This window comes from Streptomyces sp. NPDC041124 (assembly GCF_055592385.1).
The window spans coordinates 387,935-401,384 of the sequence record NZ_JBVIYR010000001.1 but is presented as its reverse complement, the minus strand read 5'-3'; the positions used below and the strand labels follow the sequence as shown (position 1 = coordinate 401,384).

Here is a 13,450-nt window from a genome sequence, read left to right as displayed (position 1 = left end):
CTCCCTGATCAGTGGCGTTGCGTTCACTGCAACGCTCGTTGCGTATATCGCTTACCGCTGTCTAACATCTCGGCCAACGCGAGGTCAACGGACACCGCCCCACCCCGCAGCAGACGAGGAGCCCCGCCATCGTGACCGCCACCGCAGCCGGCAACGCCCCCGACGTCGTGGATGTCGTCGCGCTCGGCGAGTCCATGGTGACGTTCCTGCCCTCCCGGCCGGGCCGCCTCGCCGACGTGCCCTCCTTCGAGCGCGGCATCGGCGGCGCGGAGTCCAACGTGGCGTGCGTGCTCGCGGCGGCGGGACACCCCACACGGTGGATCAGCGCCGTCGGCGCCGACGGCTTCGGCGACCACCTCGTCGAGACGATCGGCGGCTACGGGGTGGACGTGTCGCACGTCCGCCGCGACCCGGCCCGCCCGACCGGCATCTACTTCCGCACGGCCGGCGACCGGTCGACCGACGCCCACGAGGTCGCCTACTACCGGGCGGGCTCGGCGGCGTCCGCGATGTCACCGGCCGGCGTGGACCTGGACGCCGTGCGCGCCGGACGCGTCCTGCACCTGTCCGGCATCACGGCGGCGCTCTCCGCAGGCTGCCTGGACCTGGTGCGGGAGCTGACCGCCCCCCGCCCCGCCCGCCCCCTTGTCTCCTTCGACGTCAACCACCGCCCGGGCCTGTGGCACGACGGGCACGGCCCGGACATCCTGCTGGAACTGGCGCGCGGGGCGGACATCGTCTTCGTCGGCGACGACGAGGCACGCGAGGCGTGGGGGCTGCACGGCGCCCTCGCGGTCCGGGAGGCGCTGCCCGAACCGGAGATGGTGGTCGTCAAGCTGGGCAAGGGCGGAGCTGTGGCCTTCGGCAAGGACACCGACGGCCTGGAGTGCGAGGACGCGGACGGCACCGCGACCTTCGTGCGCGCCCCGCACGTCGACGTCGTCGCCGCCGTCGGCGCCGGTGACGCCTTCGCCGCCGGCTTCCTCTCGGCGACCCTGAGGGGCCTGCCCGTACGCGACCGCCTCCGCCACGGCCACCTCACGGCGGCGGCCGCCCTCACCGCCCCCGGCGACCTCGCCGCACCCCCCGCCCGCGACCGTGCCGACCGCCTCGCCGCCCTCGACGACGCCGCGTGGGGGAGACTGCGACTCGGCCCCGGCTGGACACGAGCCGAAGGACACCCGGGGACCGAGAAGGAGGCACGCACCCCATGAGCCAGACCGTAGACCGCGCCCTGAGCATCCTCCCGCTGCTCGCGGAGGGCCCCGCCGACCTCGGCCAGGTCGCCGGCCGCCTCGGCGTGCACAAGTCCACCGCCCTGCGCCTCCTGCGCACCCTCCACGAACACGGCATGGTCTACCGCCAGTCCGACCAGCGCTACCGCCTCGGCGCCCGCCTCTTCGCCCTCGCGCAGGAGGCGATGGAGAACCTCGACGTGCGGGAGATCGCCCACCCCCACCTCGTACGCCTCAACGAGAGCTGCGGGCACACCGTCCACCTCGCCGTGTACGAGGAGAACGAGGTCCTCTACATCGACAAGGTGGAGAGCCGCTACCCGGTGCGCATGTACTCCCGGATCGGCAAGCCGGTGGCGATCACCGTCGCGGCCGTCGCCAAGCTCCTCCTCGCCGACCTGCCCGAGCACGAGCGCCGCGCCCTCGCGGAGAAGCTCGACTACCCCCTGTACACGTCCCGTTCGACACCCCACGCCGGCGCGTTCCTCCAGGAACTGGCCAAGGTGCGCGAACAGGGCTGGGCCACCGACCTCGGCGGCCACGAGGAGTCCATCAACTGCGTCGCCGCGCCGATCCGCGGCGCCGACGGCCGGGTGGTCGCCGCGATGTCGGTGTCCGCGCCGAACGTCGTCGTCACCGCCGACGAACTCCTCACCCTGCTCCCGCTGGTGCGCCGTACGGCGGACGCGATCAGCGGCGAGTACTCCGGCAGAACCCCAGTGAAGGACACCCCCGCATGACCGAGAAGACCGCGCTCACCCCCAGCACCCACACCACCCCGCCCGCGACGTTCTCGCACGGCGTCCGCAAGGGCAACATCCTCCAGGTCGCGGGACAGGTGGGCTTCCTCCCCCACGAGGAGGGCAAGGCCCCCACCCCCGCCGGCCCGACCCTGCGCGAGCAGACGCTCCAGACCTTCGCCAACGTCAAGGCGATCCTCGAAGAGGGCGGCGCGAGCTGGGACGACGTGATGATGATCCGCGTCTACCTCACCGACGTGGACCACTTCGCGGAGATGAACGAGATCTACGACGCCTACTTCGAGGAGCAGGGCCTCACCCAGCCGCCCGCCGCCCGCACGACCGTGTACGTCGGTCTGCCCGCCGGCCTCCTCATCGAGATCGACGCGCTCGCCGTCCTCGGCTGACGCGCGCCCTTCCTCCCCCTCACCCCCACTGCCGTACGTCGTCACGGCACGGTCTCCCGCACTCGCCGGGACGCCGTGCCGCGATCCCCCCTGCCCGAAAGCCCCATGCCGTTACCCAGAGGACCCCCGCATGTCCCATCCGTCCCTCCCGCTCGCCGCCTCCGCACCGGCGGAGACACCCCCGCACACCGGAGGACTCCTCCTCTTCCTCGAGGGCACCGCGGGTCTGCTGACCGTCGCCGCCCTCGGGATCGCCCTCCTGCTGTTCCTGATCATCAAGGTGCGGCTGCAGCCCTTCGTCGCCCTGCTCGCCGTCTCCATAGCCGTCGGCCTGATGGCGGGCCTGTCGGTCACCGAACTCTTCGGCACGGTCCAGCGTTCGGACGCGGTGTCCACCATCGAGTCCGGCATGGGCGGCATCCTCGGCCATGTCGCGATCATCATCGGCCTGGGCACCATGCTCGGCGCGATCCTCGAGGTCAGCGGCGGCGCCGAGGTGCTGGCCGGCCGGCTGCTCGGCCTGTTCGGCGAGAAGCGCGCCCCGCTGGCCATGGGCCTGACCGGTCTCATCTTCGGCATCCCGGTCTTCTTCGACGTCGGCATCTTCGTCCTCGCGCCGATCGTGTACGCGGCCGCCAAGCGCTCCGGCAAGTCGATCCTGCTGTACTGCCTCCCGCTGCTCGCCGGCCTGTCCGTCACCCACGCGTTCCTGCCCCCGCACCCGGGCCCGGTGGCCGCCGCCGGACTGCTCGACGTCGACCTGGGCTGGGTCATCCTGATGGGCGTCGTCTGCGGTCTGCCGGCCGTCGTCGCCGCCTGGGTCTACTCGGCCTGGATCGGCAAGCGGATCTTCGTCGCCGTACCGCAGGACATGGTCGAGGCCGCTCAGGAGGCCAAGGACGCCGTCGTCGCCGAGCAGCGCGCCTCGGGTGTGGAGCCGCGGGAGGCGCCGGTGCCGCTCGGCACCGTCCTCGGCATCATCGGTACGCCGCTGCTGCTCATCCTCGCGTCGACCTTCTCCTCCATCGCCCTGGACCCCTCCACCCTCCGCTCGGTCATCGAGTTCTTCGGTCACCCCTTCGTGGCGCTCACCCTCGCCCTGTTCCTCGCCTACTACCTGCTGGGCATCCGGCGCGGCTGGTCCCGCAAGTCCCTGGAGACCGTCTCCACGTCCTGGCTGAAGCCGGTCGGCAACATCCTGCTGGTGGTCGGCGCGGGCGGCGTCTTCGGCGCCGTCCTCAAGGCCAGCGGTGTCGCCCAGGCGCTGTCCGACACCTTCAACGGCGTCGGCCTCCCGGTGATCGTCCTGTCGTACCTGATCTCCGTGGTGCTGCGGGTCGCGCAGGGCTCGGCGACGGTGGCGATCGTGACGACGGCCGGCATCGTGGCCCCGCTGCTGGCCGAGGGCGACCACTCGCAGGCGTTCGTGGCGCTCGTCATCATGGCCATCTCGGCGGGCTCGATCTTCGCCTCGCACGTCAACGACGGCGGCTTCTGGATGGTCGCCAAGTACTTCGGCATCAGCGAGCGGGACACGCTCAAGACGTGGACCGTGCTGGAGAGCGTGCTGTCCGTGGCCGGCTTCGCGGTCGCCGCGGCGCTCAGCCTGGCCGTGTGAACCGTGACGCCCGTGTAGGCGTCCGATAACGAAGTCGGGGCCGACTGTGCCCGGCACGGGTTCGTCGACCATACTCCTGCGGTGTGGAGCAGCGTATAGGTTCGAGCAGCCAGCCCCTGGAAGGCGCCGGGTTCGACCCGGCATTCATCCCCGGGCTCACCTCGCCCGTGTCCGCGCGGGAGGAGGACGGGAAGGCGACGCCGGAGGAGCCGGAGGACGACACGGCGTCCGGGGCGGAGGCCGGGGAACCGGCCGGGTCCTCCGACGCGGCCGTCGGGGCGGACCCGGAACCCGCCCCCGACGGGCCCGTGTTCGAGGCGTCCGACCGCCGCGCCAGGATCGTCGCCGACCACAGCGGTGTCCGGCTGCGGCTGGACGACCAGGAGTGCGACTTCCGCTGGGACGAGATCGGCGCGGTGGAGACGGAGACCGGACGCTTCGGCAAGCGGTACACGGTCACCGTCCACACCCCCGACCGCCGCTGGTACCCCCTCGAGATCGAGGCCGACTCCCGCAGTCGTTTCGCCGAGTGGGACACCGCGCTGGACACGGTCCTGGACGCCTACTTCGACGAGGACGCGGAGAAGTCCCCGGAGTCCGAGGAGACTTCCGGGGGCTCCGGGGGCTCCGGGGACTCCGAGGGCTCCGGGGACGACGGCGCCGAGCGGGAGCGGTGAGCGGGCGCTAGCCGCAGTACTGCCCCTCCTTCCCGATGGAGCGGTACATGCAGTCCGCGTTCTCCAGGAGCTGGAGCACGGCGTCCCGGTTGCGGGACGTCTCCCGCTCGATGACCTCGTCGGGCGGGTAGAAGCCGCCGCCCGAGGACGACCTCGGGTACATCTCGAAGGTGTAGCCGAAGATCTTGTGCGTGCCCCAGAGGTAGTCGTCGATCGACCCGTCCGTGATGTACAGGTCGCTGGACTGCTGGGGCGTGTACCCGTTGCTCGCGGCCATCTTCTGGCCGACGGCCTTGAAGGCGGCGTGGTCGTCGGCCGTCATGCCGGTCGTGGTGTCGGAGTAGGTGTAGCCGAACGGCCACAGCACCAGTTCGCTGTACGTGTGGAAGTCGATGCCGGCCGTGATCTGCTGCTTCCCGCCCACGACACGGCTGCGCACGAAGTCGGCCACGACCTTCACCTCGGGCGCGGACTCCGGCGCCGCACCCCGGTAGGTGTCGGAGGACTTGGACCCGGAGGAGCCGCCGCAGCAGCCCCAGCGGTAGTCCCAGTTGCGGTTGAGGTCGGTGCCGACGTACGACGAACCGGAGTTGGGCTGGCGGTTCTTGCGCCAGGAGCGGTACGAGCCGGTGGCGATGTCGTACTCGCCGCCGTCCGGATTGAGGTCGGGGACGATCCAGATCTCGCGCCCGTTGACCGCGTTCGTGATCCGGGAGTCGCTGCCGTATCCCGCGCCGAGTTCGCGCAGCAGGTACAGGGCCATCTCCACGGTGAGGTGCTCGCGGGCGTGCTGGTGGTGGGTGAAGAGGATCTCCGGCTCGTTCTCGTCCGTGGCCACGTTGTCGCTGATCTTGATGGCGACGATGTCGCGGCCCTGGTACGACGTGCCGATCACCCGCTTGCTCATGATGGACGGGTGGGCGGCCAGCCGCTGGTTGATCTCCGCGTTCATCTCGGCGTAGTTGTGGTAGCGGGAGTCGGCCGAGGGGAAGTCGTACAGGCGCAGCCCGTCGGCGGCCGACGAGCGGTCCGGGGCCGCGCCCAAGGGCGTGACCTCGTAGCCCTGCTGTCGGAGCGTGCGGATCTGGTCCGCGCGTCCGGAGACGACCACGGTCTCCTCGTCCGCCTCGTCGACGGTGACCCCGGAGCGCTGGATGGCCGTGCGGGTCAGGGGAGTCGTGTGGCGGTGGATCTCGTACTGGCGGATGTCGTCGGCCGTGGGCGCCGGCCGGTCGGCGCTGTCGGCGCCGGCCTCGGTGGCCGTCAGCGAGAGGGGCGCGGCGAGGGCGAGGGCGAGCAGTCCGGCGAGGGCGGCGGAGCGTCTGCCGCGGATGCGGAGTCGCATGAAGTCTCCTTGTGGGAGGTGGGGGTTGTTCATGGCGACGTGCGTGGTGCGGTGCGGTCATCCTCAACTGATGACATGATCAGGTCAAGTGTGGGGGGCGGTCGACGGTCGACCGGACGCATCCCGTGAAGATCCCCGCACGCCCTCTTGTCCGACCGGCAGCCGTCCGCTTTCTTGACCCCATGGCGGACACCACGGGAAACACCCAGGACACCGGGGCGGCGACCGCGCCCGGACCCCGACCGCGCAGGACCGGCTGGCGCTACATCGGCCCCGGCATCGTCGTCGCCGCGACCGGCGTGGGCGCCGGAGACCTGGTGGCCACGCTCATCGCCGGCAGCAACTTCGGCTACACCCTGCTGTGGGCGGCGGTCGTCGGCTGTCTGGTGAAGATCTCCCTCGCGGAGGCGTGCGGCCGCTGGCACCTGGCCACCGGCCGCACCCTCTTCGACGGCTGGGCGAGCCTCGGCCGCTGGACCACCTGGTTCTTCGCCGTCTACGCGGTGATCTGGGGCTTCGTCTACGGCGCGGCGGCGATGTCGTCCAGCGCCCTGCCGCTGCAGGCCCTCTTCCCGGACGTGATGGACCTCCAATGGTGGGGCATCGCCTGCGGTCTGGTGGGCCTGGTCTTCGTCTGGTTCAACAAGTACGACGTCTTCGAGAAGGTCATGACGGTCCTGGTGGGCGTCATGTTCGTGGTGACCGTCTACCTGGCGGTCCGGGTCACCCCCCACCTCGGCGACGCCTTCGCCGGCCTCCTGCCCGTCCTCCCGGACGAGAAGGACTCGGTCCTCAACACCCTCGGCCTGATCGGCGGCGTCGGCGGCACCATCACGCTGGCCGCCTACGGCTACTGGGTCAACGCCAAGGGCTGGACCAACAGCGGCTGGATGAAGGTCATGCGGCTGGACAACCGGGTCGCCTACGCCACCACCGGCATCTTCGTCGTCGCGATGCTGCTGGTCGGCGCCGAGCTGCTGCACTCGGCGAACATCGCCATCGCGAGCGGCGACAAGGGGCTGATGCAGCTCGGCGGCATCCTGGAGGAGCAGTACGGCACGGCCACCGGCAAGCTCTTCCTGATCGGCTTCTTCGCCACCTCCTTCACCTCACTGATCGGGGTCTGGCACGGCGTGAGCCTGATGTTCGCCGACTTCCTGGCCCGGCAGCGCGGTGAGCGGGAGGCGAGGGGAGAGGTGCTGGCCTCCGGCCGCCGCGAACGCTCCTGGGCCTTCCGCGCCTACCTGCTCTGGCTCACCTTCCCGCCCATGATCCTGCTCTTCCAGGACGAGCCGTTCCGCCTGATCATCATCTACGGCGTGCTGGGCGCCGCCTTCATGCCGTTCCTCGCCCTCACCCTGATGTGGCTCCTCAACTCCTCGCGGACACCGCGGGAATGGCGCAACGGCCCGCTCAGCAACACGATGCTCGCCGTCGCGGGCCTGCTGTTCCTCGTGCTGTGCGCGAAGCAGGTCTGGGACCAGCCGTGGTCGCAGTTCTTCTGACCGCCGTCCCTCGATGACACGGTGGGTCGGGGAAATGCCTCACGGACTTCCCCGACGCTCCGCGTGCGGGGGAAGGCCCCGCCCACCGTGCTGCGGGCGGGGCCGACGGGTGACCGGGACCGGCCGCCCCTACGGCAGGGCGTGGACGTGCGGGCCCACCGCGTTCGACCAGGCGTGGTCCGCCGTGGCGTCCCAGTTGGTGGACCAGGTCATCGCGCCCCGCAGGGACGGATAGGTCCTCGACGGCTTGAAGGAGCCGCAGCCGGTGCCCCTGGTCAGGCAGTCCAGGGCGGCGTTCACCACGGACGGGGAGACGTAGCCGCTGCCCGCGCCGCGGGTCGAGGCCGGCAGGCCGAGGCCCACCTGGGACGGGTCGAGGCCGTTCTCCAGCTGGATGCAGGCGAGCGCGGTGAGGAAGTCCACCGAGCCCTGGCTGTAGACCTTGCCGTCACAGCCCAGCATCGAACCGCTGTTGTAGTACTGCATGTTGACGACCGTGAGGATGTCCTTCACGTTCAGCGCGGTGCGGAAGTAGGCGTTGGACGTCGACTGCATATCGATGGTCTGCGGGGCCATGGTCAGGATCATCGACGGGCCGGCCTTCGCCGACAGGGCACGCAGCGCCTGGGTCATGTAGGTGGCATTCAGGCCGTTCTCCAGGTCGATGTCGACGCCGTCGAAGCCGTACTCCTGCATCACCGCGTACACCGAGTTGGCGAAGTTCGTCGCGGAGGCGGAGTCGTTGACCGCGACGGTGCCCTTCTCGCCGCCGACGGAGATGATCACCTTCTTGCCGGCCGACTGCTTGGCGCGGACGTCCGCCTTGAACTGGTCGACGGTGTAGCCGTCCAGGCCCGCCGAGTCGAGGTTGAAGGCGACGGCGCCCGGTGTGCCGGTGGCGTCGGCGAACGCGACCGCGATGATGTCGTACTGGGAGGAGACGTCCGAGATCCGCTGGACGGCGGCGCCGTTGTCGAAGTTCTGCCAGTAGCCGGTCACCGCGTGCCTGGGCAGGTCACCGCCCCCGCCGCCGCTCTCCCGCGTGCGCGCGGTCACCGCCGTCGACTTCGGCGACTCGCCCGCCGCGTTGGTCGCCGCCACCTGGAAGCCGTACGACGTCGAGGCGGCGAGGCCGGTCACCGTGGCCGACGTCCCGGAGACCGCCGTCACCCTGGTGCCGTCGCGGTAGACGGTATAGCCGGTCGCGCCCGACACCGCGTTCCAGGCCAGGGACACCGAGGAGGACGTCGTGCCCGAGACGGTGAGACCGGCCGGGGTGCCCGGGACCGTCGGGTCCGGATCACCGCCGCCGCCGCCCCCGTCGGGGCCGAAGACCGACACGTCGTCCGCGTAGTAGGCCGCCTGGCCGTACCAGCCGTGGGTGTAGACCGTCACCGAGGTGGTGGAGGAGCCGGTGGTGAAGCTCGTCGAGAGCTGCTTCCAGCTGCCGGAGTCGGGGCTCCAGGTGGACACGTCCGTCGTGCCGGTTCCGGTGACGCCCAGGTAGGCGTACCCGCCCCGCACCCAGCTGCTCAGCCGGTACGTGGAGTCGGGCTTCACCGCGACGGTCTGGGTGCAGCGGGCGCTGTCATGCCCGGCCGGGGTGGCCTTGAGGGCGGACGCGCCCGCGTGCACGGGGGAGGAGACGGTGGTGCCGCTGTCCGCCGAACAGGTCCAGTCGCTCAGGCCCGCCTCGAAGCCGGCGTTCCTGGCGTTGTTGACGTCCGCCGCGGACGCCTGGCCCGCTCCGGCGAGGGGAAGGGCGAGGGCGAGGGCGGAGACGAGGGCTCCGGCCCAGACGCGTCTGCTGCGGCCGGGCGTTCCTGGTACGCGGTGCACTGGGGCCTCCGGTGGGGGAAGTCGGGGAGTCAGGAGCGACGGTGGCCACCGTTCGAGGGACAACGTGGTCCAGACCAATCTTCTTGTCAATAGGTCCAGACCGGAAACCCCGTCACCGGGGCGGGAGTAGGGCACTCGCGGGAGGGGAACGTGGGCCGAGAGGCAGGGGGTGGGGGTCCGGCGTCCAACCGGTGCGCGGAACCCTCGCCGCCGGGTCGGCGCCGAGCCGGCGGGACGATCGACCTGTCCCGGTTTGACGCACCTTGTGCACCAGGAGTTGCTGTACGGCTACACAATCGCTGTTCTCCGGTCACGGACCCGCGGTTACAGTGCTCACGTAGTCACGCAGTGAAGTCACCGGGGTGCATCGCAGTCACGACCCCGGCGGGCTGCCGGGTACGGGGAGAACGGGGAGCCGCGCATGCCAACTGCCATTGCCGTGACCGGCGCCGACATGGCGTTGCCGGCCCAGGACGAACGGACCCTGCCCGCCGTCGTGCTCCGGGACATCGACACCCGCCCCCTGGAACAGGCGCTGACCGAACTGCAGATGCTCGTCGAGCAGCACGGCCACGTCATCGTCGTCTGCTCCCGGGCCGCCCCCACGTCCGTCCAGCGGCGCCTGCACACCCTGCGCTCCCTGCTGGAGAGCGACCGCATCGCCTTCTTCCGCCCCGATCTGCCCCCGCTCGGACTGGCCGTCCTGGCACGCCAGTTGCGCCAGCTCGCCTCCTGCGACCTCAGCCCCGGCGTGCTCGCCTCCGCAGGCCGCCTGCTGATCCACTACATCCACGCCGGGGCGCTGCTCGGCTCCGTCGCCCGGCTCGACCGCGTGCCCGTGAACCTCAAGCAGCACGCTAAATCCTGGATGCCCGGCAGCCAGTTCGCCGTACTCGCCCACCCGCAGCCCCAGCTCGTCCGCCTCGGTCCCGACACCAAGCTCGACGGCCCCGAGTTCGGCACCTGGATGCTCGTCGCCAAGGGCCAGCTCCAGTCCGACTGGGTCACCGCGACCCTGGCCCCCGCCTGGCAGGTGCAGGGGCTGCGCGAGACCCCGCTGCCCGCCGAGTCCCCGGGCTGGTGGGGGACGGGCAAGGTCGTCGAGTTCTGCACCTACCTGCCCGACCTGTCCGTCCTGTACCAGCTGGTCACCTCCGTACGGCGCGGCACCTGCCACTGGTGCGGCATCGACGTCATCGGCGACCGGTGCGTGTTCTGTTCCGCCGTGCCGCCCGCCCCCGAGGGCACACCCGCCCTCACCCACCGCACCTGACCGTTCGTCCACCGCACCAGCCGGCCCGATGATCCCGATGAGGTTGTACGGTTCATGAACTCCCGTCAGCGCCGAGGCGTGATACTCCTGCTCCTGTCGGTCCTGTGCGCCCTCGGCGCGTTCGCCGGCGTGCTCTCCGTCATCAGTGACGTGAAATCAAAGGTCGGCCCCGAGGTCACCGCCTACCGGCTGAAGTCCGACATCGCGCCCTACACCGCGCTCGGCACGGACCAGTTCGAGAAGATCTCGATGCCCGAGCGCTGGCTGTCGGAGAACGCCGTCACCGACCTCGCCGACATCCGCGGCAAGATCGCCGTGACCACCCTGCGCGAGGGCTCACTGCTGCAGAGCGACATGGTCGTGAACCAGCCCGAACTCCAGCCGGGGCAGCAGGAGGTCGCCATCATGATCGACGCGGCCACCGGCGTCGCCGGCAAGATCACACCGGGCGCGTCGGTCAACGTCTACGCCACCTTCGAGGGCGAACGCGAGGGCGCCCCCGCCCAGTCGAAGATCATCGTGACCAACGCCAAGGTCCTCGACGTGGGCCGGATCACCGCGCTCCAGCCGGACGAGAACGACCGGGGCGGACAGCCCACCGACGCCGTCCCGATCACCTTCGCGCTGTCCGCCATCGACGCCCAGCGCATCACCTACGCCGAGTCGTTCGCCCAGCGGGTCCGGCTCGCGCTGGTCGCTCCCGGAGGCGGCACCACCGTCCCGGAGCAGGACCGGACGTACGAACTCGCCAAGGACAAGTGAGAGCCGCATGCCCACCAGGATCCTCCCGGCAGTCGGCGACGCGGACGCGGTCCGGTCCATCACCACCCTGCTCAGCCAGCTCCCGGACGCCGAGCCGGTGGCTCCGGTGGCCGACTCCACCCAGCTCGTCGACACCCTCGCGCGCCTGGCCGCCGAGTCCGTCGACGAACTGCCCGAGGTCGTGGTCGTGCACGAGCGGATCGGCCCGGTCCCCGCACTGGAGCTGATCCGCGAGGTCGCCCTGCGCTTCCCCTCCGTCGGCGTCATCCTCGTCACCTCCGACGCGAGCCCCGGCCTCTTCCAGGCGGCCATGGACTACGGCGCCCGCGGACTGGTCGCCCTCCCGCTCAGCTACGAGGAACTCGCCAGCCGCGTCCAGGCCGTCGCCCAGTGGTCGGTCGGCGTCCGCCGCCATCTGGGCGTCGGTGTCGACGTGTTCACCGGTGTCGGCGGCACCGTCGTCACCGTCAGCGGCTCCAAGGGCGGCGTGGGCGCCACCCTCACCGCCGTCCAGCTCGCCCTCGCCGCCCAGGCGTCCGGCCGCCCCACCGCCCTGGTCGACATGGACCTCCAGACCGGCGACGTCGCCTCCTACCTCGACGTCCAGTTCCGCCGGTCCGTCGTCGACCTGGCCGCCGTCGGCGACATCTCCCCGCGCGTCCTGGCCGACGCCGTCTTCCGCCACGACACCGGCCTCGCCCTGCTGCTCGCCCCCGCCGAGGGCGAACGCGGCGAGGACGTCAGCGACCGCTCCACCCGCCAGATCATCAGCGCCCTGCGCTCCCGCTACGAGGTCGTCGTCATCGACTGCGGCGCCCAGCTCGGCGGGGCCGGCGCGGCGGCCGTGGAGATGGCCGACCGGGCCCTGCTGGTCACCACGCCCGACGTGATCGCCGTACGGGGCGCGAAGCGGACGGTGCGGATGTGGGACCGGCTGCAGATCCGCAAGGCGGAGGAGACCACGATCGTCGTCAACCGGCACACCCGGGCCACGGAGATCCAGCCCCCGCTGATCCAGAAGATCACCGGCACGACGGTGGCGGCCACCACGGTCCCCGCCCACTTCAAGGAACTCCAGCAGGTGGTGGACGCCGGCCGCGTCCACGAACTGGAGAACAAGAGCACGGTGAAGCAGGCCCTGTGGGGCCTGGCCGGCGAACTCGGGCTGGTCAAGGCCGCCGAGGGCGCCCAGAAGGGCAACCGGCTGCGTGGCGACCGGGGGTCGGTGAGCTTCCGGCGGAAGAAGGACGACGGGGGATGAGATCCATGCGGACGACGACTCTCCGGCAACTCCGCGCACGCGACCGGGGCCAGGTCACCATCGAGTTCCTCGGCATGACGCCGACGATCCTGGTGACACTGGTGGTGCTGTGGCAGCTGGTGCTCGTGGGATACACCTTCACGCTCGCGGGGAATGCTGCGGACGAGGCGGTACGGGCGGCGACGGCGGCCGACCCCGGGGCTCGTCAGGGAGCCTGCCGGAACGCCGGCCTCGACAAGCTGTCGGGAGCGTGGGCGGGGGGAGCGGACGTGACCTGTGCGACCGGAGGCGGCTTCGTCACCGCCGACGTGAAGCTGGACGTCCCCCTCCTCTTCCCGGGCACGGTCTCCTTCCCCTTCGACGTGACGGGCCACGCCGGCGCCGTCGAGGAGGAGGAGGACTGAGATGCCGTACCGACGGAGCCACCACCACCGGCCGGACCGCGGCCGCGACCGCGGGCAGGCGGCACTGGAGTACCTGGGCTTCCTCCCCATCCTCCTCATCGTGGGCATGGCCGTTGTGCAGCTCGGCCTGATCGCCTACACCGCCCAGCAGGCGGGCACCGCGGCACGGGCGGGCGCGCGCAGCGCCTCCCTGGACCGGGGCGCCCAGGGGGCGTGCACGGCAGCCGTCAGCTCCTGGCTGGCGGACGGCACCGCCTGCGTGCCGGTGGGGCTCGGCGAGGAGGTCACCGTGATCGCCACGGTCGACATCCCCTCGATCGTCCCCGGCTGGGACTTCGGCCCGGCCCGCAAGACCGCCACGATGCCGAAGGACCGCTGACCGAG

At 71.1% G+C, this 13,450-nt stretch carries 13 protein-coding genes; 11 read left to right on the top strand and 2 right to left on the bottom strand.

The features are described 5' to 3' along the window. Positions 1-131 precede the first annotated feature (131 nt). From ACZ6A9_RS01905 to ACZ6A9_RS01885, 5 genes are all read left to right on the top strand, one after another. Positions 132-1,214: a sugar kinase gene (locus ACZ6A9_RS01905; RefSeq protein WP_468976471.1), complete on the top strand. Its 1,083-nt coding sequence runs from the start codon at positions 132-134 to the stop codon at positions 1,212-1,214. After that, entirely contained in the window at positions 1,211-1,975 is a 765-nt protein-coding gene (locus ACZ6A9_RS01900; RefSeq protein ID WP_468976468.1) for an IclR family transcriptional regulator, read from the top strand. Before ACZ6A9_RS01905 ends, ACZ6A9_RS01900 begins: the two co-directional genes overlap by 4 nt. After that, positions 1,972-2,382 (top strand): RidA family protein, encoded by a 411-nt coding sequence (locus ACZ6A9_RS01895; protein ID WP_468976464.1) that lies wholly within the window; start codon positions 1,972-1,974, stop codon positions 2,380-2,382. The genes ACZ6A9_RS01900 and ACZ6A9_RS01895 overlap by 4 nt, the downstream gene beginning before the upstream one ends. A gap of 130 nt (positions 2,383-2,512) precedes the next feature. Beyond that, the gene (locus ACZ6A9_RS01890) at positions 2,513-4,000 is read left to right on the top strand and encodes a GntP family permease (protein ID WP_468976462.1); all 1,488 of its coding nucleotides are present in this window, start codon (positions 2,513-2,515) and stop codon (positions 3,998-4,000) included. A gap of 83 nt (positions 4,001-4,083) precedes the next feature. Further along, positions 4,084-4,677 carry a hypothetical protein gene (locus ACZ6A9_RS01885; RefSeq protein WP_468976460.1) on the top strand — a complete coding sequence of 198 codons (594 nt, stop codon included), beginning with the start codon at positions 4,084-4,086 and terminating at the stop codon, positions 4,675-4,677. A gap of 7 nt (positions 4,678-4,684) precedes the next feature. Here ACZ6A9_RS01885 and ACZ6A9_RS01880 read toward each other — a convergent pair whose 3' ends face one another. Beyond that, entirely contained in the window at positions 4,685-6,022 is a 1,338-nt protein-coding gene (locus tag ACZ6A9_RS01880) for a M14 family metallopeptidase (protein WP_468976457.1), read from the bottom strand. 182 nt (positions 6,023-6,204) lie between these two features. Between ACZ6A9_RS01880 and ACZ6A9_RS01875 the strand changes: the two genes are divergently transcribed. Further along, the gene (locus ACZ6A9_RS01875) at positions 6,205-7,527 is read left to right on the top strand and encodes an Nramp family divalent metal transporter (RefSeq protein WP_468976455.1); all 1,323 of its coding nucleotides are present in this window, start codon (positions 6,205-6,207) and stop codon (positions 7,525-7,527) included. 129 nt (positions 7,528-7,656) lie between these two features. Here the strand turns inward: ACZ6A9_RS01875 and ACZ6A9_RS01870 are convergent, their stop codons facing one another. Next, positions 7,657-9,366: a chitinase gene (locus ACZ6A9_RS01870; RefSeq protein ID WP_468976453.1), complete on the bottom strand. Its 1,710-nt coding sequence runs from the start codon at positions 9,364-9,366 to the stop codon at positions 7,657-7,659. 421 nt (positions 9,367-9,787) lie between these two features. Between ACZ6A9_RS01870 and ACZ6A9_RS01865 the strand changes: the two genes are divergently transcribed. The 5 genes from ACZ6A9_RS01865 to ACZ6A9_RS01845 are packed head-to-tail and all read left to right on the top strand — an operon-like array spanning position 9,788 to position 13,445. Continuing rightward, a complete protein-coding gene (locus tag ACZ6A9_RS01865; RefSeq protein WP_468976451.1) occupies positions 9,788-10,639 on the top strand; it encodes a hypothetical protein in 852 nt (283 codons plus the stop codon). A gap of 54 nt (positions 10,640-10,693) precedes the next feature. Beyond that, the gene (gene cpaB, locus ACZ6A9_RS01860; protein WP_468976449.1) at positions 10,694-11,401 is read left to right on the top strand and encodes a Flp pilus assembly protein CpaB; all 708 of its coding nucleotides are present in this window, start codon (positions 10,694-10,696) and stop codon (positions 11,399-11,401) included. A gap of 7 nt (positions 11,402-11,408) precedes the next feature. Continuing rightward, positions 11,409-12,662 (top strand): AAA family ATPase, encoded by a 1,254-nt coding sequence (locus tag ACZ6A9_RS01855; RefSeq protein WP_468976445.1) that lies wholly within the window; start codon positions 11,409-11,411, stop codon positions 12,660-12,662. Between the two features lie 5 nt (positions 12,663-12,667). Continuing rightward, entirely contained in the window at positions 12,668-13,066 is a 399-nt protein-coding gene (locus tag ACZ6A9_RS01850) for a pilus assembly protein (RefSeq protein ID WP_468976441.1), read from the top strand. Position 13,067: 1 nt separating this feature from the next. Beyond that, entirely contained in the window at positions 13,068-13,445 is a 378-nt protein-coding gene (locus ACZ6A9_RS01845; RefSeq protein ID WP_468976439.1) for a TadE/TadG family type IV pilus assembly protein, read from the top strand. Positions 13,446-13,450 lie beyond the last annotated feature (5 nt).

What these genes read in the sequence shown, in the direction of transcription:
- ACZ6A9_RS01895 (WP_468976464.1), top strand. Translation starts at nt 1,972, where the DNA reads ATGACCGAGAAGACCGCGCTCACCCCCAGCACCCACACCACCCCGCCC.
- ACZ6A9_RS01875 (WP_468976455.1), top strand. Translation starts at nt 6,205, where the DNA reads ATGGCGGACACCACGGGAAACACCCAGGACACCGGGGCGGCGACCGCG.
- ACZ6A9_RS01845 (WP_468976439.1), top strand. Translation starts at nt 13,068, where the DNA reads ATGCCGTACCGACGGAGCCACCACCACCGGCCGGACCGCGGCCGCGAC.
- ACZ6A9_RS01865 (WP_468976451.1), top strand. Translation starts at nt 9,788, where the DNA reads ATGCCAACTGCCATTGCCGTGACCGGCGCCGACATGGCGTTGCCGGCC.
- ACZ6A9_RS01850 (WP_468976441.1), top strand. Translation starts at nt 12,668, where the DNA reads ATGCGGACGACGACTCTCCGGCAACTCCGCGCACGCGACCGGGGCCAG.
- ACZ6A9_RS01900 (WP_468976468.1), top strand. Translation starts at nt 1,211, where the DNA reads ATGAGCCAGACCGTAGACCGCGCCCTGAGCATCCTCCCGCTGCTCGCG.
- ACZ6A9_RS01890 (WP_468976462.1), top strand. Translation starts at nt 2,513, where the DNA reads ATGTCCCATCCGTCCCTCCCGCTCGCCGCCTCCGCACCGGCGGAGACA.
- ACZ6A9_RS01855 (WP_468976445.1), top strand. Translation starts at nt 11,409, where the DNA reads ATGCCCACCAGGATCCTCCCGGCAGTCGGCGACGCGGACGCGGTCCGG.
- ACZ6A9_RS01880 (WP_468976457.1), bottom strand. Translation starts at nt 6,022, where the DNA reads ATGCGACTCCGCATCCGCGGCAGACGCTCCGCCGCCCTCGCCGGACTG.
- cpaB (WP_468976449.1), top strand. Translation starts at nt 10,694, where the DNA reads ATGAACTCCCGTCAGCGCCGAGGCGTGATACTCCTGCTCCTGTCGGTC.